Raw genomic sequence first — 21,495 nt, forward strand, 5'->3', positions numbered from 1 at the left:
TTGCCTGCTAGGGGGCAAGACGGTATCTGCCATCGAGACAGGACATCATGCCGAGCCGCGGCAATGATGCGTCATTCGAGGTGCCCTGAAGTCGCTCCTGTACAGGCGGCGATCTTGCGCTCCATTTGCGTGGATCTTCGTAGGCGCGGCGTCAGCCGCGCCTACGTACACATCGGCGTCATGTCGATGGTGTCGCCGCCGGCAGACAGCCCAGCCCCTGCAGCGTCGCCTCCACCGCCACGTCCAGCGGCGTATGCGGTTCTTCGCCGAGCAGTTCCAGCAGCCGCGCATTGCGCATTCGCAGCGGGTGCCGCCACAGCGGGCGCATCTCGTGCAGTTCGCGCGCCAGCGGCCAGAACGGCTGGGCCAGGGTCAGCAGCGGCCACGGAAAGCGGCGCGTGCGCGGCGGCGCCAGGCCATGGCGCTGCGCCACCCGCGCGATCGCCGCGGCCATCTGCGTGCCGTCGGCGTCCCAGTGCCCGTCCATGTGCAGGCGGGCGAACGCCGGCAGGCGCGTGCGCTGTTGCAGCAGCGCCAGCATGGTCCGCGCCACGTCCGGCACGTAGGCCCATTGGTGGCCGACACCTGGATCGCCCGGCAGGGTCACCGTCGTGACCGGCCGTCCCGGTCGCACCAGTCCCTGCGCGAACCAGCTGTTGCCCACGCGCGGGCCGAAGAAGTCGCCGGCGCGCACCACGATCGCCTGTGCGCCCTGGGCGGTCGCGGCCTGCAGGCGCCGCTCCAGTTCCACCCGGATCGCGCCCTTGCGCGTGACCGGGGCCTGCGGCGCGTCTTCGTCCGGCGCCGGATAGGCGTCCGGGCCGTAGTTGTAGACCGTGCCCGGCAGCACCACGGTGGCGCGCTCGGCGATGGCCGCGGCCACGGTGTTGTCGATCATCGGCAGCACCAGCTCCGACCAGCGCCGGTAGCCGGGCGGGTTCACCGCATGCACGATCACCGCACAGCCCTTGGCCGCCTGCCGCACGTCGGCCTGTCGCATCGCATCGCCGCGCTGCCAGTGGATGCCGTCGCGCTCCTCGCTGGGGTGGGCGAGGCCGCGCTGCAGGGCGCGCACCTGCCAGCCGGCGTCGCGCATCTGCCGCGCCAGTTCGCCGCCGATGCCGCCGCTGGCGCCCAGCACCAGGGCCGTGGAAGAAGAAGAGGACATGGCAGCGCTCCGTCGGGGTCGGCGCTCAGTCTCGGTGCGGGTGCCGCAGAAGAAAATTGGCGAAGAGCGCCGACCAGCTATACATTTCTGTATGGACAATACGATCGGCTGGGAACTCTACCGCTCCTTCCTGGCGGTGCTGGAGGAGGGCTCGTTGTCGGCGGCGGCACGCGCGCTGGGGCTGACCCAGCCCACGGTCGGCCGTCACGTGGCGGCGCTGGAACAGGCGCTGGCGGTGCCGCTGTTCGTGCGCTCGCAGACCGGCCTGCTGCCCACCGATGCCGCCCTGGCCTTGCGCGGGCATGCGCAGGCGATGGGCAGCCTGGCCGCGTCGCTGCAGCGCGCGGCGGGCCGCCACGGCGATGCGGTGCGCGGCACGGTGCGCATCGCCGCCAGCGAGGTGATCGGCGCGGAAGTGCTGCCGCCGGTGCTGGCGGCCTTGCGCCGCGCGCATCCGCACCTGCGGCTGGAACTGGTGTTGAGCAACCGGGTGCAGGACCTGCTGCACCGCGAGGCCGACGTGGCGGTACGCATGACCCGGCCCACCCAGGACGTGCTGGTCGCGCGCCGCGTCGGCGAGGTGGCGGTGGCGCTGTTCGCGCACCAGGACTACGTGGACCGGCATGGCCTGCCGCAGGCGCTGGAGGAACTGCCGCAGCACGCGCTGATCGGATTCGATACGGAAACGCCGTTTCTGCGCGCCGCCCGCAGTGCGCTGCCGCCGTGGCGGCGCGAGGCGTTCGCGTTGCGCGCCGATAGCGACCTGGCGCAACTGGCCTTGCTGCGCGCCGGCTGCGGCATCGGTTTCTGCCAGGTCGCGCTGGCGCGGCGCACGCCGGCGCTGCTGCCGGTGCTGCCGCAGCAGGTGCGCGTCGGCCTGGAGAGCTGGATCGTGATGCACCAGGACGTGCGCGGCAGCGCCTCCTGCAGCGCGGTGTTCGCGGCCCTGGTCGAGGCGATGACCGCGCACACCGCCTGAGGTGCGCGCGCGATGGCGGCCGGCCGGCGCACACGCGCCGCCGGCCGCCCCAACCCGGGCAGGGATGTCAGGACGCTTTTACCAATCCCGACTCCCCACTCCCGAATCCCCGCTTACGGCAGCGTCAGCGCGATCGGGTTGGCCTTCATGCTGGCGCTGATCGCCGGGAACGGATCCACGCCGGACATGGTGATGACGTCGTTGATCGACACCACGTCGCAGTTGATGGTGCTGTCGTTGACGCACATGTAGGCGGCCGCGCCGTTGCCGGGTTCGTACACCGCCTTCCACACGTAGTCCGGGATCTGCACGTGGTCGGCGCCGATGCTGCTGCGCGTGCCGCTGTCGAAGGCCGGGCCGGTGACCACGTAGACCTCGCCGCGCTGCTTGGCCAGCTGACGCACCTGCTCTTCGATCCGCGCCCACTCGCCGGTGTTGAGCTTGTGGTCCTGCGGGACCACGTTGGCCATCGAGAAGGTTTCCTTCTCCGAGTTGGTGGTCGAGGCATCTCCGGCCGGGGTCATGTGGCCGCGGTCGAAGCCGGAGTTGGTGTAGTCCGAGGTGTGCGAGCGGTCGGCGGCCGGGATGCCGGTCTCGTCGTGGAAGGAGCCGACGCGGCCGATCGATTCGGCGCCGGCGACCTGCTGGTCGGTGATGTGCTCGGCCGAGTACAGCGGACCCTTGGTCACGCCGGAGGCCATCAGCACGTATTCGGTATGGCAGACCTCGGTGGTGCGGCTGGTGATCGACGCGTCGAGCGTCGGCGCCTTGCCGCCGGCGTAGAGCGTGGGACAGCTGGTGGCGGCGCTTGCCGCCTGGGCGGCGAACAGCGCAAGCAGGGCAAGACAACCGCGCAGGGAGACGGACATTGCAGGAACCTCGGCTGGTCAGGGGAGGTGAAGAAACTGGCGAGATTCGATGTCTGTCGGGTGACCGCTGGATGTGCCGCAAATGGCAACTGCGCCGTGGGTCACGCTTGGCGGTAGACGCCGCGCGGCGACGGATCAATCGCATGCGATAAGCGTTCTCATTTACAATGCGCGACCGCCCTGTCCCGCACCGCGCCGACGTGATCAAGTCCTTGTTGTTCCAGCTGCACTGGCTGCTCGGCATCAGCGCCGGGCTGGTGCTGTCGGTGATGGGCCTGAGCGGGGCCACGCTCGCCTTCGAGGACGAGATCGTGCGCCTGGCCAATCCGCCGCTGGCCGCCATCGCCGCGCGTCATGCCGCCGGCGAGCAGCCGCTGCCGCTGGCCGAACTGGCGCGGCGCCTGGACCTGGAAGGTGCGCACCGCAGCAACCGCGTGTTGATCGATCCGACCGGCACGCGGCCGTCCGCGGTGCGCCTGCCCGGCCGCGACGGCGGCCGCCTGTACTTCGACCCCTACACCGGCGCGGTGCTGCCGGCGCCGCGCCTGGATGGGTTCTTCTCCTTCGTCGAAGACCTGCACCGGCGCCTGGCCGCCGGCGAGCGCGGCAAGGCGGTCACCGGGGTTTGCGCCTTCGTGCTGATCTTCTTCTGCCTGTCCGGCCTGTACCTGCGCTGGCCGCGGCGCTGGTGGAGCTGGCGCGCCTGGTGGGCGGTAGAGTGGAACCGGCAGGGGCGCAGCTTCCTGTGGAGCCTGCACTCGGTGATCGGCACCTGGTGCCTGCTGGTGTACCTGCTGATCGCCGCGACCGGGCTGTACTGGTCCTACGACTGGTACCGGCAGGGGCTGGTGGCGATGCTCGGCGGCGATGCCGCACCCAAGGAGAAGGAAGGCGGCCGCGGCGGGAAGCCACCGGCGGTGGACTACGCGCGGCTGCAGGCGGCCCTCGCCACCGTGCCGGCCGCGCAGCGCGCCTACCTGGACCTGCGCCTGCCCGGCCGCAGCGGCCAGCCGATCGTGGCCCGCTACCTGCCGCCCAATCCGGCGCACGACCGCGCCTACGACAGCGTGGAGGTCGATCCGGCCAGTGGCCGCGTCCTGCGCCACCTGGAGTATCGGCAGCAACCGCTGGGCCGGCGCCTGCTGACCAGCATGTTCGCGCTGCACAGCGGCAGCTTCTTCGGCCTGCCCGGGCGCGTGGCGATGCTGCTGGCGAGCCTGTGCATGTCGCTGTTCTTCGTCACCGGCTGGATGCTGTACCTGGACCGCCGGCGCAAGAAGCGCGCATTGCGCGCCGCGCGCCGCGCGCTGCCGGGGCTGGTCGGCGATGCCGCCGGCGCCTGGCTGGTGGGCTTTGCCAGCCAGAGCGGCCTGGCCGAGCGCCTGGCCTGGCAGACCGCCGCGCAATTGCAGGCCGCCGGGCTGGCGGTGGAGGTGCGTTCGCTGGCGCAGCTGGACCTGGCCCAGCTACGCGGCAGCCAGCGCGCGCTGTTCGTGGTCAGCACCTTCGGCGACGGCGAACCGCCGGACGCGGCGCGCGGCTTCGTGCGCCGCGTGCTGCGCCAGGCGCAGGCCCTGCCGGAGCTGCGCTACGCCATGCTCGGCCTGGGCGATCGCCAGTACCCGCAGTTCTGCGGCTTCTCGCGGGAGGTGCAGCACTGGCTGGACGCGCAGGGCGCACAGGCGCTGTTCCCGCCACTGGAAGTGGACAACGCCGATCCGCAGGCACTGGCGCAGTGGCAATGGCAACTGTCCGCGCTCACCGGCGTGGCGGCGTCGGCGCCGGTGCTGCAGGCGCCGGAGCCGCTGGACTGGCGCCTGACCAATCGCGTCCTGCTCAATCCCGGCAGCGCCGGCGCGCCGGTGTGGCGTATCGACCTCGTGCCGCCGCCGCAGGCGCACTGGCATGCCGGCGACATCCTGGAAGTTCAGCCCTGCCATGCGGCCGACGCGATCCGCACCTGGCTCGCCGCACAGGCGCTGGACGCGGAACAGACGGTACAGGCCGATGGCCTGCGGCAGCCGCTGTGGCAGGCGCTGGCGTCACGCGCGCTGACGCCGCCAACGCCGGGCGACGACCTGCAGGCCTGGCTGGACGCGCTGCCGACCCTGCCGCTGCGCGAATACTCGATCGCTTCGGTGCCGGCCGACGGGCTGCTGCAACTGGTGGTGCGCCTGACCCTGCGCGACGACGGCCGCCCCGGCGTGGGCGCCGGCTGGCTGTGCCAGCATGCGCCGGTGGGCGCGGTGCTGCGCGCGCAGGTGCGCGCCAACCCCGGGTTCCGCCGGCATGGCGATGCGCCCATGCTGCTGATCGGCAACGGCACCGGTATCGCCGGCCTGCGCAGCCTGCTGCGCGAGGCCGCGCAGGCCGGTGTGCAGGGGCACTGGCTGTTGTTCGGCGAACGCAACGCTGCGCACGATGCGCTGTTCGGCGACGAACTGCAGGCGTGGCAGGCCGCCGGCCATCTGCAGCGCCTGGACCTGCTGTTCTCGCGCGACCAGGCGCACAAGCGCTACGTGCAGGACGGGTTGCGCGAGTCCGCCGACGCGGTTCGCGACTGGGTGGCGCGCGGCGCCACCGTGTACGTCTGCGGCAGCCTCGCCGGCATGGCGCGCGGCGTGGATACGGCATTGCGCGAGATCCTGGGCGAGGACACGCTCGATGCGCTCAGCGCCGAGGGGCGCTATCGGCGCGATGTGTATTGAGGCGATGCGCCGATCGCAGTGCGATCCAGGCTCTTGCGTGCCAGCCCTGATCGTCGCTGCGCATCATGATGCTGGGCTGAGGACGGTGGCAGCAATTTCAGCGAGCCACTGATCCGAGCGGAATGCGCGCGTGCAGCGACCCGGGCGATGCGTCCGAGTGCCATGCGTCGGGACTGAAGTCCCTCCCACAACGCCCTTCTGGTCCCGCTTGTTGTGTGTCGGCGCGGCAGCAGACCGGCATCTGCCGCGCGTCGCCGCGCAATCCGCTTACCTGCAGTCGCCGCTACCGATGGCGGCCGGCGCCTTGATCCGGTACAGGTCGCGCTTGCCGGCCCTGGGCGCGCGGGCGCTGCCGGACAGCAGCAGCTCGCTGGGCTTGGACGCATCCAGCACGGCGCCGGCGGTGTGGCCGTCGCTGCCGTTGAACGATAGCGACAGCGGCTGCGGATCTGCGTAGCGGCCACCGGCGCATTGCGCCAGCAGCACCTGGCTGCTCGTACCGCCACGGGCACGCGCGAACAGCAACGCACGGCCGTCGCCCAGCCACGCAGCATCGGTCTCGTCGTCGGCGCTGTTGACCCCGGCCAACGCCTGCGGTGCTGCGAACGCCTGGCCCTCCTGGCGCGCCACGAACAGGTCCAGGCCGCCGGTGCCGCCATGGCCGTCGCTGGCGAACAGCAGCCGCGTGCCGTCCAGCGACAGGGTCGGCGCACGCTCGTTGCCCGGCGAATTCACTGCCGCGCCCAGGTTCTGCGGCGCGCCGTAGCCGCCGTCGGCCAGCACCGGCGCCCGGTACAGGTCGGTGCCGCCGTGGCCGCCGGGGCGATCCGAGGCGAAGTACAGCCAGCGCCCATCGGCGCTGAAGAACGGGTCGCTGTCCAGGCTCGGCGAGTTCACGGGGGCCGGCAGCGGTTGCGGGTCGCGCCAGCGGCCGTCGCGCAGCACGGCCTGCCACAGGTCGCCGCCGCCGGGCCCGCCGGCGCGGTCGGGACTGGCCCAGACGATGCGCTGGCCGTCGGGCGCCACGCTGGCGCGGGTCTCGTCGGCGGCGGTCGATACCACGCCCATGCCCTCGATGCCGAATTCGGAAAGCGCGAACGCACACGGCGCGCAGAGTAAACTCGCGGCCAGCGCGAGCGGCAGGGCAGGGGTCCGCATGAGGGATTCCATGGAATGTCGCCGCCAGTCTAAAACAACCAACGAGCGCTCCATGCCCAACTCCCGTTTTGCCGTGTTCGGCCATCCCGTCGCCCATTCGCTGTCGCCGCACATCCATGCCGCCTTCGCCAAGCAGACCGGCATCGCCCTGCAGTACGAGGCGATCGACGTCCAGGCCGACGGGTTCGCCGCGGCGCTGGCCGCCTTCGCCGCCGCCGGCGGTGTCGGCGCCAACGTGACCCTGCCGCTGAAGGAAGCCGCGTTCGCCCACAGCGTGGTGCACAGCGCACGCGCGCAGTCGGCCGGTGCGGTCAACACCCTCAGCTTCCGCGACGGCCAGTGGCATGGCGACAACACCGACGGCGCCGGCCTGGTGCGCGACCTGACCGGCCGCAACGGCCTGGACCTGCGCGGCCGCCGTGCGCTGCTGCTGGGCGCCGGCGGCGCCGCGCGCGGCGTGGCGCCGGCGCTGCTGGAGGCCGGCGTACAGCAACTGGTGGTGGTCAACCGCGCGCCGGAACGCGCCGACGCGCTGGTCGATGCGCTGGGCGAGCCGGCGCGCGCGATCTCGCGCTACTGGGAGGACCTGCGCGAGCTGGGCGATTTCGAGCTGATCGTCAATGCCACCACCATCGGCCGCGACCCGGCCGCCAGCTTCACCCTGCCGCTGTCGCTGATCAACAGCATGACCCTGGCAGTGGACCTGAACTACGGCGAGGTCGCGATCGCGTTCCTGGCCTGGGCGCGCGCGGCGCACTGCCGCGACACCGTGGACGGCCTGGGCATGCTGGTGGAACAGGCCGCCGAGAGCTTCGAGGCCTGGCACGGCGTGCGCCCGGACACCGACCCGGTGTACGCCGCGCTGCGCGAGCGCGATGCCGTGCTGGTCAGCGCCGACTGAAACACTTCGCCTCCACCCTCTATCCGGGAATAAACGCATGGACGAATCATTGATGCTGCAGGTGCTGACGCGACTGCTCACGCAGTTGCCGCTCGCGCTGGTCTATGTGGTCGGACTGGCGCTGCTGTTCACGCGCCGTCCTGGCCGTGCGCGCACCTTGGGAATCTGCGGGCTGGCGATCCTGCTGCTGGCCCTGGGCCTGGGGCTGGCGTTGTGGTTCGTGCCGATGTGGTTGATTTCCCAAGGCCATAGTTACTCGTCGATCTCGAGCTTGTTGGGCATCGTCAACGGCGCGGTCGCCTTGATCTTCGCGGTGGGCATGCTGCTGCTGGTGCTGGCGTTGCGCTTCGCCATGCCGCCGCGCGTCGCAAACCCGCACTGATGGCGTCGCGGCGACCCGCGTCCAGGGAGATCGTGCTGCGAGAACCGCAGGGACGCCCGGGTCGCGCCCATGGCGTGGTCCTGGTCGGCGCCGATCGCCCCGTTCGCTGCCCATCAAGAGGAGACCCTGCGTGGACTCTGTCGCCGTGAACTATCTCTTGCTCACCGCGCTGTTCCAGTTCCCGATCCTGGCGATGTCTGCGGTCGGGCTGGGGTTGCTGGCCACGCGCGGTCCTGGCCGGCCGCGTACCCTCGGCTTGTGGGGGTTGGGCGTGCTGGTGCTGGCCGTGGTACTGACGACGGGCATGTCGTTGTTGCCGGCGTGGCTGATGTCGCGCGCGGCGAACGCGACCGAATCCAACCTGTGGATGGTCACGTCGGAGGCGATCGTCGCGCTGCTGACTGCAGTGAGCGCGCTGTTGCTGGTGCTGGCGTTGTGGTTCGCTCTGCCGGCGCGGCGGGCGCCATCGCACTGAAGAACAAGGGCGTGCGTCGTCCAGGGAGGCGAGGATGTTGGCGATGAGCGTGCACCCGGTGCTGGACATGAGCGTGCTGACCGGCGGGCTTGGCCTGCTGGCGCGGCTGTTGCTGCCGCTGATCGCGTTGCTGCTGCTCCCGCGGCTGGCGCCGGGCCGCGCACGCACGCTGGCGCGGCTCGGGCTGACGGTGCTGCTGATGGGCGCGATCCTGCCACGCCTGTTGAACGCGGTGCTGGGCTGGGTGGAACTGATGACGCCCCAGTTCCGCGGCACCCATCCGGACGCCTATGCGCTGGTGCATCTGCTGGACGATGCGCTGTACGTGGCCGGGCTGGCCTTGCTGCTGCGCGCGCTGTGGCTGGCGCTGCCGCGCAAGGCCGCGCCGCCGCCATAACGCGGCGCGCAGCGCCGTTCATTTCCCGCGTTTCAGTCCTTGCGACGGGACGTGAGAAAATGCCGGGATGACCGATTCCGCTTCGCCGTCGACGCCGCCCGCGTCCGGCCCGTCCCCGCGTCAGCTCACCGAACCGGTCAAGCTGGCGATCCGCGATGCCTACGCCAAGCTGCAGGCCAATACGCCGGGCTTCCGCGTGCGCCGCGCGCAGAGCCAGATGATCGGCGTGGTCTCGCGCGCGCTGGGCACCTCCGGCGGCGTGGGCGTGGCCGAGGCGCCCACCGGTGTCGGCAAGAGCCTGGGCTATCTGACCGCCGGCGTGCCGATCGCGCTGGCGAGCAAGAAGAAACTGGTGATCAGCACCGGCACGGTGGCGCTGCAGTCGCAGCTGGTCGAGCGCGACATCCCGGCCTTCCTCAAGGCCACCGGGCTGGAGGCCACGGTGGCGCTGGCCAAGGGCCGCACCCGTTACCTGTGCACGCGCAACGTCGCCGAGCTGCATGGCGAGGCCGCGCAGGACAGCATGTTCGAGGACGAGGCGCCGCTGTACGACCGCCCATTGAGCCCGGCCGAGGCCGAGCAGGCGCGGGCGCTGGCCAAGGCCTACGCCGACCGGACCTGGAACGGCGACCTGGATGCGGCGCCGGAGCCGGTGCCGCCGTCGCTGCGTGCGCGCATCACCACCAATGCGGCCGGCTGCGCCGGGCGCCGCTGTTCGTTCGCGGTGCAGTGTCCGGTGCTGAAGGCGCGCAGCGAGGTGCGCGATGCGCAGATCGTGGTCACCAACCACGCCCTGCTGCTGTCGGCGCTGTCGCTGGGCGACAGCGACAACGGCCAGCCGCTGATCGCGCCGCCGTCGGACATGCTGCTGGTGCTCGACGAAGGCCACCACATCGCGGGCGTCGCCATCGACCAGGGCGCGGCGAACCTGCCGCTGGACGAGATGGCGCGGCGCACCGGCCGCCTGCAGGCGCTGGTCGGCGCCGCCTACCGGCTCGCCGACAAGGACCGCATCGGCAACCAGTTGCCCAACGAGGCGGTCGAACTGGCTGCGCAGGTGGCCAAGGGCCTGAAGGCGTTCCGCGCCGAGATCGAACGGGTGTGGGTGCCGGAGCCGGGCCAGGACGAACCGATGTGGCGCGCGCCCAACGGCCGCCTGCCCGAGGACTGGAAGCCGCTGATCGATGCGCAGGCGCAGGACACCGGGGCGCTGCTGAACTGGGTGCAGGCCGCACACCAGATGGCGGCCAAGTCCAAGCAGGAGGACGCGGCCAAGGAACGCCTGCAGCGCAACCTGGGCATGGCCCTGGAGATGGTCGAGCAGCAGTACGCGCTGTGGCTGGGCTGGCGCCGCGAGGACCAGGACGGGCAGCCGCCGATGGCGCGCTGGATCACCGCCTCGCGCGATGCCGATCTGATCTGCCATTGCTCGCCGGTGTCGGCCGCGCAGGTGCTGCGCTCGCTGCTGTGGAGCGAGGTGGATGCGGCGGTGCTGACCTCGGCCACGCTCACCGGCGGCGGCGACTTCCAGGCGCTGGCGATCGACAACGGCCTGCCCGCGCATGCGGAGATGGTGTCGCTGTCCTCGCCGTTCGACCTGCCCAACCAGGCCGAGCTGATCGTGCCGGCGTTCCCGGTGGCGCCGGACGACCGCGAGGGCCATCCGCGCGAAGTGGCGCGCTACCTGGTGCGCGAACTGGACTGGGGCAAGGGCTCGATCGTGCTGTTCACCTCGCGCTGGAAGATGCTCAAGGTGGCCGACCTGCTGCCGCTCGCGCAGCGCAACCGCGTGCTGGTGCAGGGCGAGGGCTCCAAGTCGCAGATGATCGGCGAGCACATGCGCCGCATCGGCGCCGGCGAAGGCTCGGTGCTGTTCGGCCTCAATTCCTTCGGCGAGGGCCTGGACCTGCCGGGCGAGGCCTGCACCACCGTGGTCATCACCCAGGTGCCGTTCGCGGTGCCGACCGATCCGCAGACCGCCACGCTCGGCGAATGGTTCGAGAGCCGCGGCCTCAACGCCTTCAACCTGATCGCGGTGCCGCACGCGCTGCGCACCCTGACCCAGTTCGCCGGCCGCCTGATCCGCACAGCCGACGACCACGGCCGCGTGATCATTCTCGACTCGCGGCTGCTGACCAAGCGCTACGGCAAACGCATCATCGACGCGCTGCCGCCGTTCAAGCGGGTGATCGGCTAGGCGATGTGACGTCGGTTGGGTTGTCGATGTGACGCCGTTTGCCGAGCTGGCATCGCACTGAGGGCAACGGCGTGCGGTCGCCGCCGCGGCGCGGACAGGGCGCGCGCGCTGGTCTAGTATCGCGGGCGACAGGGGGAATCATGATGCGAATCGCCAGACAGTGGGCGTTCGGAGCGGCGTTGTGCGTGCTGACCGGCATCGCCGTGGCGCAGCCGACGGGCGCACCGACAGAAGACGCAGCAGCGGCAGCGCCGGCCAATCCGGCCTATCGCACGCAACTGCTGCAGTTGATCAGCGACGACGCACAGGTCCGCGCCGATCTCAAGCGCGACTATTCGCCGCAGCGGCTGCAGCACGACACCGTCTCGTTGCGCGCGTATGCGCGCGAGGTGCGAACGGCGCAGAAGGAAAGCCAGGAGCGCCTGACCGATCTGATCCGGCGCCAGGGCTTCCCCGATGCGCAGGCGGTCGGCGCCGACACGGCGCACGCGGTGTTCCTGATCGCCCAGCGCATCACCGAGTCGGGGTTCCGCGCCGACTTCCAGCGGGGCATCGATGCGGCCGTGCAGCGCGAGGCCTACAGCCGCGCCGATCAGACACTGTTCGCCGACCGCAGCCGCGCGCTGAGCGCCAAGCGCTAGCGTCCGCCATCGCGGCGATACGCGCGGTGCATCGCGCCGCGGTGCGCTTGCGGCCGCATCGCCAGGCATCGCCGCTGCCGCTGGCACGCGCGCGCGTCTACATTTTGCGGTCGATCTGCGGCTGCATTGTCGTCGAGTGACGCAGCGACGACGCTGCCGCTGCAACGGATTGCGCGCTCTACCAATGGTCGCGATCACAGTGCGCGGACGCGATTGGCCGCGTCGATGGCACCGATTGCAAGGAACGAATGTTCTGCGCGTCGCACTCCCGCCATGCTGCAGTTCCCTTCACGCGAGCCGACGCCATGCGCCCTGGATCCCTGCTGTTGCTTGTCCTGTTGTCGCCTTCCCTGATCCTGTCGGCCAGCGCCGCGCAGTCCACGCTCACCCGCGACAACGGTGCGCCGGTGGGCGACAACCAGAACTCGCAGACCGCCGGGCCCAACGGCCCGACGCTGCTGCAGGACGTGCAACTGATCCAGAAGCTGCAGCGTTTCGACCGCGAGCGCATCCCCGAGCGCGTGGTGCACGCGCGCGGCACCGGCGTGCATGGCGAGTTCACCGCCACCACCGATATCTCCGAGCTGAGCAAGGCCAAGGTGTTCGCGCCGGGCACGACGACGCCGGTATTCGTGCGCTTCTCCTCGGTGGTGCACGGCAACCATTCGCCGGAGACGCTGCGCGATCCGCACGGTTTCGCCACCAAGTTCTACACCAGCGAAGGCAACTGGGACCTGGTCGGCAACAACTTCCCGACCTTCTTCATCCGCGACGCGATCAAGTTCCCGGACATGGTGCACGCGTTCAAGCCGGACCCGCGCACCAACCTCGACGACGATGCGCGCCGCTTCGACTTCTTCTCGCACGTGCCCGAGGCGACCCGCACCCTGACCCTGCTGTACTCCAACGAAGGCACGCCGGCCGGCTATCGCTTCATGGACGGCAACGGCGTGCATGCCTACAAGCTGGTCAACGCGCAGGGCCAGGTGCACTACGTCAAGTTCCACTGGAAGAGCCTGCAGGGCCTCAAGAACCTGGATCCGCAGCAGGTGGTGGCGGTGCAGGGCAAGGACTACAGCCACCTGACCAACGACCTGGTCGGCGCGATCAAGCGCGGCGACTATCCGAAGTGGGACCTGTACATCCAGGTGCTCGCGCCCGAGGACCTGGCCAAGTTCGACTTCGATCCGCTGGATGCCACCAAGATCTGGCCTGGCGTGCCCGAGCGCAAGATCGGGCAGATGGTGCTGAACAGGAACGTGGACAACTTCTTCCAGGAGACCGAGCAGGTGGCGATGGCGCCGGCCAACCTGGTGCCGGGCATCGAGCCGTCGGAAGACCGCCTGCTGCAGGGGCGGATCTTCTCCTACGCCGACACGCAGCTGTACCGCGTCGGCACCAATGGCCTGAGCCTGCCGGTGAACCGGCCGCGCGTGGCGGTGAACAACGGCAACCAGGACGGCGCGATGAATGCAGGCAGCACCAGCAGCGGCGTGAACTACGAACCGAGCCGACTCAGCCCGCGGCCGCAGGATCCGAACGCGCGCTACAGCCAGTTGCCGCTGTCCGGCACCACCCAGCAGGCCAGGATCACCCGCGAGCAGAACTTCAAGCAGGCCGGCGAACTGTTCCGCAGCTACAGCAAGAAGGAGCAGCAGGACCTGATCCAGAGCTTCGGCGAATCGCTGGCCGGCACCGACGACGAGAGCAAGCACCTCATGCTGTCGTTCCTGTACAAGGCCGACCCGGCCTACGGCAGCGGTGTGGCGCGGGTGGCCAAGGGCGACCTGGCGCGGGTCAAGCGATTGGCTGCGCAGCTGCAGGATTGATCCGTCCCACGCGCGGCCCGGCGGCGGCATCGCCGCGCCGCGCACTTTCTTGCGGAGACTCCCCATGCGTCGTGTTGTCCTCTTCCTTCTTGGCCTCGCGGTCAGCGCCACGGCGGTCGCTGCACCGGCCGCGCCGGCGGCGCCCGATCCGGCCGCGGTGCAGGCGCAATTGCGCAGCTACTTCTTCGATGCCGCGCGGCAGGGCCGCCAGGACATGCTGGCCGAGTTCATCCGCGCCCATTACGACCTCGATACCCGCGACGACAAGGGTTACACCGCGCTGATCCTGGCCGCCTACCACGGCCAGCAGGCGGCGGTGGAGCAGTTGCTGCGCGCCGGTGCCGATCCCTGCGCGCAGGACAAGCGCGGCAACACCGCGCTGATGGGCGCGATCTTCAAGGGCGAGCTGAGCATCGCCAAGCGGCTGATGCAGGCCGATTGCGCGCCGGACCAGCGCAACAACGCCGGTCAGACCGCGGCCATGTATGCGGCGCTGTTCCAGCGCACCGAGGTGCTGAAGGACCTCGCCGCCAAGGGTGCCGACCTGCAGGCCAGGGATGCGCAAGGCAACGACGTGGCCAAACTGCAGCGCGGCGAGTTCGCGACCGCACCGGCGCGCTGAGCGGTCCCGCCTCGCTCCACCTCCGGAGCGGAGGCCGGGACCGGCAATCGCACGGCGCGTGGATCGCAGGCCGCGGATCGGCGAAAATGCCCGGGTGGCCGGTTCCTCCGGCCCGCCGCGGCCCGTGCCGCCGCTGTTCCCGCTCCGGCGGGCGGTGGCGCCGCAGGGCCGCGTGCTGCCCTGTCGGCATCGTGCCGGCGCTCTGCCGCGGCCAGCCGTCGCCCATCCCGGATCTGTCTTGAACGCCACTGCCCCCGTTTCGCCCGACCACCTGCCCCTGGCCGAGCGCCTGCGCATTGCCCTGGACCTGCTCGAGACCATCGCCGCCGACCGGCGCGTGCTCGATACCCTGCCGGAAGCCGAGCGGGTGCGCCTGCTGCAGGTGGTCGCCCAGGTCTTCAATCCCGAGCCCAAGGCGCGGCGCAAGCTGCTCAAGGAACAGGCGCGCGAGCGCCACCAGGAGAAGGTGCGCAAGGCCGAGGCACTGCTGGCGCAGACCGGCATCCGCGCGCTGCGGCGCAAACCGGTGTTCAGCACGCCCAACTATTTCCCGCCGCACACCCCGGAAGCGCTGACCCATGCGCAGGCCGTGGCCGAGGCGCCGGCGGCGCATTCGCCCGAGTTGCGCCACTGCTACGTGTGCAAGCAGAAGTACACCGAGCTGCATCACTTCTACGACCAGATGTGCCCGCCCTGCGCCGAGCTGAACTACTTCAAGCGCACCGAGACCGCGGACCTGCGCGGGCGCGTGGCGCTGCTCACCGGCGGCCGGGTCAAGATCGGCTACCAAGCCGGGCTCAAGCTGCTGCGTGCGGGTGCGGAGCTGATCGTGACCACGCGCTTCCCGCGCGACTCGGCAGCGCGCTACGCGGAAGAGCCGGATTTCGCCGAGTGGGGCCATCGCCTGCAGGTGTACGGGCTGGACCTGCGCCACACGCCCAGCGTCGAGGCGTTCTGCAGCGAATTGCTGGCGACCCGCACGCGCCTGGATTTCATCGTCAACAACGCCTGCCAGACCGTGCGTCGGCCGCCGCAGTTCTACGCGCACATGCTGGCCGGCGAGACCGCCGCGCTGCACGAGCTGCCCGAGCACGTGCGCCGGCTGGTGGGCCAGTACGAAGGCCTGCGCGGCCCCGATCTGCTGCCGGCTGGGGGCAGCACGCAGATGGCCGGGGCGGGCCAGGGGCGCAGCGGTGCCGACGGCCTGCTGCGCGCCGCCGAACTGTCGCAGGTGCCGCTGCTGGCCGACGACCTGCTCGCCCAGCAGCACCTGTTCCCGGAGGGGCGCCTGGACCAGGACCTGCAGCAGGTCGACCTGCGCGGGCGCAACTCCTGGCGCCTGCTGCTGGACGAAGTGTCCTCGGTGGAACTGCTGGAGACGCAACTGGTCAACGCGGTCGCGCCGTTCGTGCTCAACGCGCGGCTCAAGCCGCTGATGCTGCGCACGCCCGAGCGCGACAAGCACATCGTCAACGTGTCGGCGATGGAAGGGCAGTTCTACCGCAACTTCAAGACCACCCGGCATCCGCACACCAACATGGCCAAGGCCGCGTTGAACATGATGACCCGCACCTCGGCGGCCGACTACCAGAACGACGGCATCCACATGAACAGCGTGGACACCGGCTGGGTCACCGACGAGGATCCGGCCGAGATCGCCGCGCGCAAGGTGGAGGAAGAGCGCTTCCATCCGCCGCTGGACATCGTCGACGGCGCCGCGCGCATCGTCGATCCGATCATCCACGGCTTCAACACCGGCGAGCACGTGTGGGGCCAGTTCCTCAAGGACTACGCGCCGACGGACTGGTGAGAGACGGCACGCGGGGGCGGGCTGCGCCAGCGCGTCCGCGTCCCTGTTTCGACGATCGCCGCGGCCATGCCGGCGGCGTTGTCGTGCTTTCGGATGTCAGTCGCCGGCGGCCGCACGCCGCATGGTGCCGCTGTAGCCCCAGGCGAATTGATGCCACTGATCGGTCGGGGGAACGTCGAGATTGTTCACCGTGCGCTGCCAGTAGACGATCATCTCGTCATTGGATGTCCGCGCAAGCGTGAACGACGACGACTCGACCCAGACGCCATCCTCATCGCGTCCCGAGGTGGTGCTGTAAATGAGCGCATGCGGGCCGGAATTGCGCATGCGGAACTGTCCCGGCTTCATTTCCCGCCACGCGCCACTGACCAGGTTGTAGACGCGCACGTGCCAGCGCGAAACCACGAAGCGAAAACGCATGGGAAAGCCTGCGCTATCCACGTAGTGCGGCGCGTCGAAGCCGTCGAGCACGCCTTCCCAGCTGCCTTGAAAGTCGAAGCTGGCATCGCTGGGGTGGGCCAGGACGGGGCGTGGCCGATACGAGTAGAGCGGCGCGGTGATGGTGGCGCAGGCGCTCGTCAGCAGACACAACGCAAGCGCAACGGCCCAGGGTCTACATGCTTTCATGGCACATGGCATCCGATTCGATCGGCCGGCAGCCGGTTCGACATGGTTGGTTCGTAAAAGGCGCATCCGGAGCGGAAAGATCGGACGATGCGCTCGAGGCTTGCCCAACGCCGCTCAACGGGATGGATCGGAGGTGGCCGTCGCTTCGCCTTGGTCGCGTTCGCGGCCCCAGAACTCCACCATGATGGTCATCATGGTCCACACGATCAGCGTCGGCTGCACCTTGTCCGGCAGCAGGGCCTGGCCCTTGAGCATCACGTCGATCACCTTCGGCGGTGCCAGCACCATCAGCAGGGTGTAGATCGCGTACGCCACCCGGTGCCGGCTGCTGGAAATGAACAGGATCGAGATGACCAGGCTGGCGAGGACGCCCAGGACCACACCGAACTGCCAGGCGTTGAGGCGCTCGGTGCCGGTGAGCACCAGGCCCAGGACGGCACCGAAGGACATGTTCAGGCCGTTGAGATTGGCCTGGTACTCGTCCCTGGTCATGCGGCCGAGGCCGACCTTGCCGAACACGTTCCATCCCTTGCGCATGCTCGCTCCCCATCGCATTGCCGCATCCTGGCGTCGCCACGCCTTCCGCTGGCCGCACGCCTCCCCGCCTCCACTGTAGCGAAGATCGCGCGCGTTCGTCGCCTGCCCGCCGCGTGTCGCGTGTCGGTGCGCCCCGGCGCGGGAGCCGCCTGCGCTAGCCCAGGGTCTGCAACTCGCCGCGCGGGCCGGTCGGTGTCAGATACAGGTGGCCGAGGCTGATCGGCAGGCGGAAACGGCGCGGTCCGGCACTGCCCGGGTTGAGGTAGAGCACGCCGTCGTGGGTCTCCAGCAAGGGCTTGTGCGAGTGGCCGCTGATCACCACGTCCACGCCGTCGACGACGCGCGCCAGGGTCTTCAGGTCGTGGCGCACGTGCAGGCGGACGCCGTCGATGTCCAGGTCCAGGGTCTCGGGCAGCGCCTGTGCCCATGGCGCGGTGTCGATGTTGCCGCGGATCGCGTGTAGCGGTGCCAGTTCCCGCAGTGCGTCGAGCACGTCCGGTTTGCCGATGTCGCCGGCATGCACGATCGCGGCGCAGCCGCGCAAGGCCGCCAGCGCCTCGGGGCGCAGCAGGCCATGGGTGTCGGCGATCACGCCGAGATGCAGCGGTCGAACGGGACGCATCGGTGGCGCTTCCTGGTGCGTGACAGCGTGCAGGCTACCCGTTCGGACGTGGTGGCGTCGTTGCGACCTGCGCGTGCTGGCCTGTTTCGTGAGGCGCTGGCGCCAGCGAGCCGAGAGCGGACGTAGAGATCGTATCGACATCGACAGCGACGCTTGGTGCATCACCGGCGCGTATCGGGATGCACCCGATGTTGCATCAGCGGCAGTTCCGGCCTGGGCGTCGTACCGCTGTGCATTAACCCGCACGTAGCGGCGTGCAGCGTCATGGCGGCATGCGCACGCGACGTGTTGTACCGTTGCCGCGCGCCGCCCTTGCTGTCGCACGACATCGCAAGGCAGTGCCGTTTCTTCTCCAGCAGACTTCGACCGATGACCGCTTCCGCACCATCCCCAGCCGAGGCCGCGCCGCACGGCGCCGCCGCCGTGTTCCGCGTGGTCACCGGCAACTTCCTCGAGATGTACGACTTCATGGTCTATGGCTTCTATGCCACGGCCATCGGCCATGCGTTCTTCCCGTCGCACAGCGCGTTCGCCTCGCTGATGCTGTCGCTGGCCACGTTCGGCGCCGGCTTCCTGATGCGGCCGATCGGCGCGCTGGTGCTCGGCGGTTACATCGACCGGCACGGGCGTCGCAAGGGCCTGATCCTGACCCTGGGGCTGATGTCGGCCGGCGTGCTGTTGATCGCCTTCGTCCCCGGCTACGGCACCATCGGCGTGCTGGCGCCGTTGCTGGTGCTGCTCGGCCGCCTGCTGCAGGGCTTCTCCGCCGGCGCCGAGCTGGGCGGCGTGTCGGTGTATCTGGCCGAGATCGCCACGCCGGGCCGGCGCGGCTTCTACGTGGCCTGGCAGTCGGCCAGCCAGCAGGTGGCGGTGGTGTTCGCCGCTGCGCTCGGCGTGGCCCTGCACGCGCTGCTCTCCGACAGCACGATGGACAGCTGGGGCTGGCGCGTGCCGTTCGCCATCGGCAGCTTGATCGTGCCGCTGATCTTCCTGATCCGCCGCTCGCTGCAGGAAACCCCGGAGTTCGCCGCGCGGCAGGCGCCGGACCTGGCCGGCATCGCGCGCTCGCTGCGCGCCAATGTCGGATTGATCCTGGCCGGCGTGGGCATGGTGATGATGACCACCGTGTCGTTCTACCTGATCACCGCCTACATGCCGACCTACGGCCGCGCCGAACTGCACCTGAGCGAGCTGGACAGCCTGGTGGTGACCGGCTGCATCGGCCTGTCCAATTTCGTCTGGCTGCCGGTGATGGGCGCGCTGAGCGACCGCATCGGCCGCAAGCCGCTGCTGGTGTTCGCCAGCGTGGCGATGCTGCTGACGGTGTGGCCGGCGCTGCAGTGGCTGGTCGACGCGCCCTCGTTCGCCCGGCTGCTGCTGGTCGGCGAGTGGCTGTCGCTGCTGTACGGTGCCTACAACGGTGCGATGGTGGTGGCGCTGACCGAGGTGATGCCGGCCGAGGTGCGCACCACCGGCTTCTCGCTGGCCTACAGCCTGGCCACTGCGACGATGGGCGGCTTCACCCCGGCGGTGTCGACCTGGCTGATCCACACCACGCACAGCCGGGCTGCCCCGGCGCTGTGGCTGTCGCTGGCGGCGCTGATCGGCCTGGCCTGCACCTTGCTGCTGTTCCGCCGCCAGCGCGGCGCTGGCACGTTACACGCCGCCTGAGTGCCGCATTGCCTGGACGCGGGGCAGGGCGGCGGCAGTCCGCCCCGCCCTGCGCAACCTGCGCCGGCCTAGCCCAGATCCAGCGCGGCGGTGAGGTCGCCCGGCACCACGCCGCTGGCAGCGTGCATCGCACGTTCGCGCTCGACCAGGCCCGGCAACGGCTCCAGGCCGAAGCGGCGGGTGATGAAGCGCAGGATCGAGCCGGTGTCGTAGACGCTGTGGTCGACGTGGCCGCGCTTGGCGTGCGGCGACACCACCAGCGCCGGGATGCGCGAGCCCGGGCCCCAGCGGTCGGCCTTGGGCGGCGCCACGTGGTCCCACCAGCCGCCGTTCTCGTCGAAGGTGATGAACACGACGGTCTTCTCCCACAGCGGGCTGTTGCGCAGCGCGTCCACCACCATCGCGATGTGGCGATCGCCGGCGGCCACGTCGGAGTAGCCGGCGTGCATGTTGAGGTTGCCTTGCGGCTTGTAGAACGTCACCGGCGGCAGCGTGCCGGCCTGCACGTCGGCGAGGAAGCGGTTCTCCGGGGCGGTGTCGCCCAGGCCGCCGTCGCGCAGCCGGCGCGCCCGCGCCGGCGTGCCCGGGGCGAGGTTGGCGAAGTAGTTGAACGGCTGGTGGTGGATCTGGAAGTTGGGACTGCCCGGGAACTCGCTGGTGTCGCCGGTGTCGCCCTTGCCCTGCACCGCCAGCGCCCAGCCGCCGGCGTACCAGGCCCAGTCCACGCCCTTGGCGTCGAGCGCATCGCCGATATGGCGGTGGGTCTGCGCCGGCAGCGTATTGGGGCTGTTCGGGTCGGCGTAGTCCGGGCGCGTCGGGTCCTGGCTGGTGCTGGGCTGGAACGGCGGGCTCAGGGTATTGATCGCCCAGAAATCCGGGGTCAGCGCGCCGTTGCGCACGAAGCGCGGCCGGCCGTTGAGCGCGGTACCCGGCGAATCGTCCTGCACCGCCAGGCGGATCTCGTCGGGTCGGTCGCTGGCCAGCACGCTGATCTGCGTCCGCCCCGGGCTGGTGTCGGCCTTGGGGTAGTACGGCGCCTGCGCGGCGATCAGGTACTGATGGTTGAGGAACGAACCGCCGAACGCGCCCATGAAGAAGTTGTCGCACAGCGTGTAGTCGCGTGCCAGGCTCCACAGCCGCAGCGTGGCCGGCGCATCGGCGTAGTGGCCCATCACCAGGCCGCCGGCGTCGCTCCATGCTGCGAAGCCGTCGTTGCGGCCGCCGTTGATCTGCATCTGATTCTCGTAGAAGCGATGCACCAGGTCGCGGGTCACGATGCCGTGCGGCAGCAGCTGGCCGTCCGGCGTGCGCAGCGCGAACGGCGCATTGGGCAGCGGCCCGATCGCGTCCTCGCCGATCTTGTAGCGGCGATGCGCCACCACCTGTTCGTCCGGCGCCAGTCCGCCCCAGATCGGCGGCAGGATGTCGAGCACGCTGCCGTCGCGGTCCACCTGCCGCGCCTGCGCCGGCGTCACCTTGGACAGCGGCTGCTGCAGCCCGGGGAACTCGGGGAACAGATTGTTGAAGCTGCGGTTCTCGGCGTAGATCACCACCACGTGCTCGATCTTCTGCCGCAGCTGCCGATCCAGTTCCGTCGGCGACAGCGCACGCGCTGGCGCGCGCTTGGCGCTCTCGGCGTGGGCCTCGGCGGGGCCGCCGAGCGCCAGGGCGCTGCCGGCCAGCGCCAGGCCGCCGAGCAGGCGCCGGCGTTGCGGGTTTTCGGGGGGGGTGTCGGTGTCGGCGGGCGGGGTGGACGCGGGATCCTGGGGCGGCTTCTTCACGGGGTCATCGGGCGAGGGAAAGGCACCCGCCAGTGTGGGCCGCGTGAATGACAAGTCAAAGCCAGCCTGTCCCAGCGCGGGACCGGCGTTCAGCGGCCGTATCGCAGGCCGCGCTCCCGTG

The 21,495-nt window shown here is 70.3% G+C and carries 19 protein-coding genes; 12 read left to right on the top strand and 7 right to left on the bottom strand.

Annotated features, from left to right (window positions below):
• Nucleotides 1-178 precede the first annotated feature (178 nt).
• Nucleotides 179-1,168, bottom strand: a complete 990-nt coding sequence (locus SLW56_RS19325) for an NAD-dependent epimerase/dehydratase family protein (RefSeq protein ID WP_320695333.1) — start codon at nt 1,166-1,168, stop codon at nt 179-181.
• Between the two features lie 91 nt (nt 1,169-1,259).
• Here SLW56_RS19325 and SLW56_RS19330 point away from each other — a divergent pair, with 91 nt between their 5' ends.
• Nucleotides 1,260-2,147, top strand: coding sequence for a LysR family transcriptional regulator (locus SLW56_RS19330; RefSeq protein ID WP_267085652.1), 888 nt, complete (start codon nt 1,260-1,262; stop codon nt 2,145-2,147).
• A 113-nt stretch (nt 2,148-2,260) separates the two neighbouring features.
• On the opposite strand, the gene SLW56_RS19335 is transcribed toward SLW56_RS19330, so the two are convergent.
• Nucleotides 2,261-3,016 carry a DNA/RNA non-specific endonuclease gene (locus tag SLW56_RS19335; protein ID WP_017909707.1) on the bottom strand — a complete coding sequence of 252 codons (756 nt, stop codon included), beginning with the start codon at nt 3,014-3,016 and terminating at the stop codon, nt 2,261-2,263.
• Between the two features lie 200 nt (nt 3,017-3,216).
• Between SLW56_RS19335 and SLW56_RS19340 the strand changes: the two genes are divergently transcribed.
• Nucleotides 3,217-5,724: a sulfite reductase flavoprotein subunit alpha gene (locus SLW56_RS19340; protein ID WP_320695334.1), complete on the top strand. Its 2,508-nt coding sequence runs from the start codon at nt 3,217-3,219 to the stop codon at nt 5,722-5,724.
• Nucleotides 5,725-5,991: 267 nt separating this feature from the next.
• Here SLW56_RS19340 and SLW56_RS19345 read toward each other — a convergent pair whose 3' ends face one another.
• Nucleotides 5,992-6,882, bottom strand: a complete 891-nt coding sequence (locus tag SLW56_RS19345) for a TolB-like protein (RefSeq protein WP_320695335.1) — start codon at nt 6,880-6,882, stop codon at nt 5,992-5,994.
• A 52-nt stretch (nt 6,883-6,934) separates the two neighbouring features.
• Here SLW56_RS19345 and aroE point away from each other — a divergent pair, with 52 nt between their 5' ends.
• The 9 genes from aroE to SLW56_RS19390 all read left to right on the top strand — a co-directional run bounded on the left by aroE (nt 6,935) and on the right by SLW56_RS19390 (nt 16,136).
• On the top strand, nt 6,935-7,783 hold the full coding sequence (gene aroE / locus SLW56_RS19350) for a shikimate dehydrogenase (RefSeq protein ID WP_148827519.1): 849 nt from the start codon (nt 6,935-6,937) through the stop codon (nt 7,781-7,783).
• Nucleotides 7,784-7,835: 52 nt separating this feature from the next.
• A complete protein-coding gene (locus tag SLW56_RS19355) occupies nt 7,836-8,165 on the top strand; it encodes a hypothetical protein (RefSeq protein ID WP_225851504.1) in 330 nt (109 codons plus the stop codon).
• Nucleotides 8,166-8,295: 130 nt separating this feature from the next.
• The gene (locus tag SLW56_RS19360) at nt 8,296-8,640 is read left to right on the top strand and encodes a hypothetical protein (protein ID WP_320695336.1); all 345 of its coding nucleotides are present in this window, start codon (nt 8,296-8,298) and stop codon (nt 8,638-8,640) included.
• A 43-nt stretch (nt 8,641-8,683) separates the two neighbouring features.
• Entirely contained in the window at nt 8,684-9,037 is a 354-nt protein-coding gene (locus SLW56_RS19365; protein ID WP_320695337.1) for a hypothetical protein, read from the top strand.
• Between the two features lie 67 nt (nt 9,038-9,104).
• Nucleotides 9,105-11,234: an ATP-dependent DNA helicase DinG gene (dinG, locus tag SLW56_RS19370; protein WP_017907401.1), complete on the top strand. Its 2,130-nt coding sequence runs from the start codon at nt 9,105-9,107 to the stop codon at nt 11,232-11,234.
• A gap of 143 nt (nt 11,235-11,377) precedes the next feature.
• Nucleotides 11,378-11,875, top strand: coding sequence for a hypothetical protein (locus tag SLW56_RS19375; protein ID WP_320695338.1), 498 nt, complete (start codon nt 11,378-11,380; stop codon nt 11,873-11,875).
• Between the two features lie 305 nt (nt 11,876-12,180).
• Entirely contained in the window at nt 12,181-13,704 is a 1,524-nt protein-coding gene (gene katB / locus SLW56_RS19380; protein ID WP_320695339.1) for a catalase KatB, read from the top strand.
• Nucleotides 13,705-13,768: 64 nt separating this feature from the next.
• Nucleotides 13,769-14,326, top strand: coding sequence for an ankyrin repeat domain-containing protein (locus SLW56_RS19385; protein ID WP_148827515.1), 558 nt, complete (start codon nt 13,769-13,771; stop codon nt 14,324-14,326).
• A gap of 238 nt (nt 14,327-14,564) precedes the next feature.
• Nucleotides 14,565-16,136: an SDR family oxidoreductase gene (locus tag SLW56_RS19390; protein ID WP_320695340.1), complete on the top strand. Its 1,572-nt coding sequence runs from the start codon at nt 14,565-14,567 to the stop codon at nt 16,134-16,136.
• A gap of 96 nt (nt 16,137-16,232) precedes the next feature.
• Here SLW56_RS19390 and SLW56_RS19395 read toward each other — a convergent pair whose 3' ends face one another.
• The 3 genes from SLW56_RS19395 to SLW56_RS19405 form a co-directional block, all read right to left on the bottom strand.
• Nucleotides 16,233-16,763, bottom strand: coding sequence for a hypothetical protein (locus SLW56_RS19395; protein WP_225851501.1), 531 nt, complete (start codon nt 16,761-16,763; stop codon nt 16,233-16,235).
• A gap of 114 nt (nt 16,764-16,877) precedes the next feature.
• Nucleotides 16,878-17,300: a hypothetical protein gene (locus SLW56_RS19400; protein ID WP_320695341.1), complete on the bottom strand. Its 423-nt coding sequence runs from the start codon at nt 17,298-17,300 to the stop codon at nt 16,878-16,880.
• Between the two features lie 154 nt (nt 17,301-17,454).
• Nucleotides 17,455-17,922, bottom strand: a complete 468-nt coding sequence (locus SLW56_RS19405; RefSeq protein WP_320695342.1) for a metallophosphoesterase family protein — start codon at nt 17,920-17,922, stop codon at nt 17,455-17,457.
• Between the two features lie 369 nt (nt 17,923-18,291).
• Here SLW56_RS19405 and SLW56_RS19410 point away from each other — a divergent pair, with 369 nt between their 5' ends.
• The gene (locus tag SLW56_RS19410; RefSeq protein ID WP_267085642.1) at nt 18,292-19,593 is read left to right on the top strand and encodes an MFS transporter; all 1,302 of its coding nucleotides are present in this window, start codon (nt 18,292-18,294) and stop codon (nt 19,591-19,593) included.
• Nucleotides 19,594-19,661: 68 nt separating this feature from the next.
• Here the strand turns inward: SLW56_RS19410 and acpA are convergent, their stop codons facing one another.
• Nucleotides 19,662-21,374 carry an acid phosphatase gene (gene acpA, locus SLW56_RS19415; RefSeq protein ID WP_267085641.1) on the bottom strand — a complete coding sequence of 571 codons (1,713 nt, stop codon included), beginning with the start codon at nt 21,372-21,374 and terminating at the stop codon, nt 19,662-19,664.
• Nucleotides 21,375-21,495 lie beyond the last annotated feature (121 nt).

This window comes from Xanthomonas sp. LF07-6 (assembly GCF_034105445.1).
Classification (GTDB): Bacteria; Pseudomonadota; Gammaproteobacteria; order Xanthomonadales; family Xanthomonadaceae; genus Xanthomonas_A; species Xanthomonas_A sontii.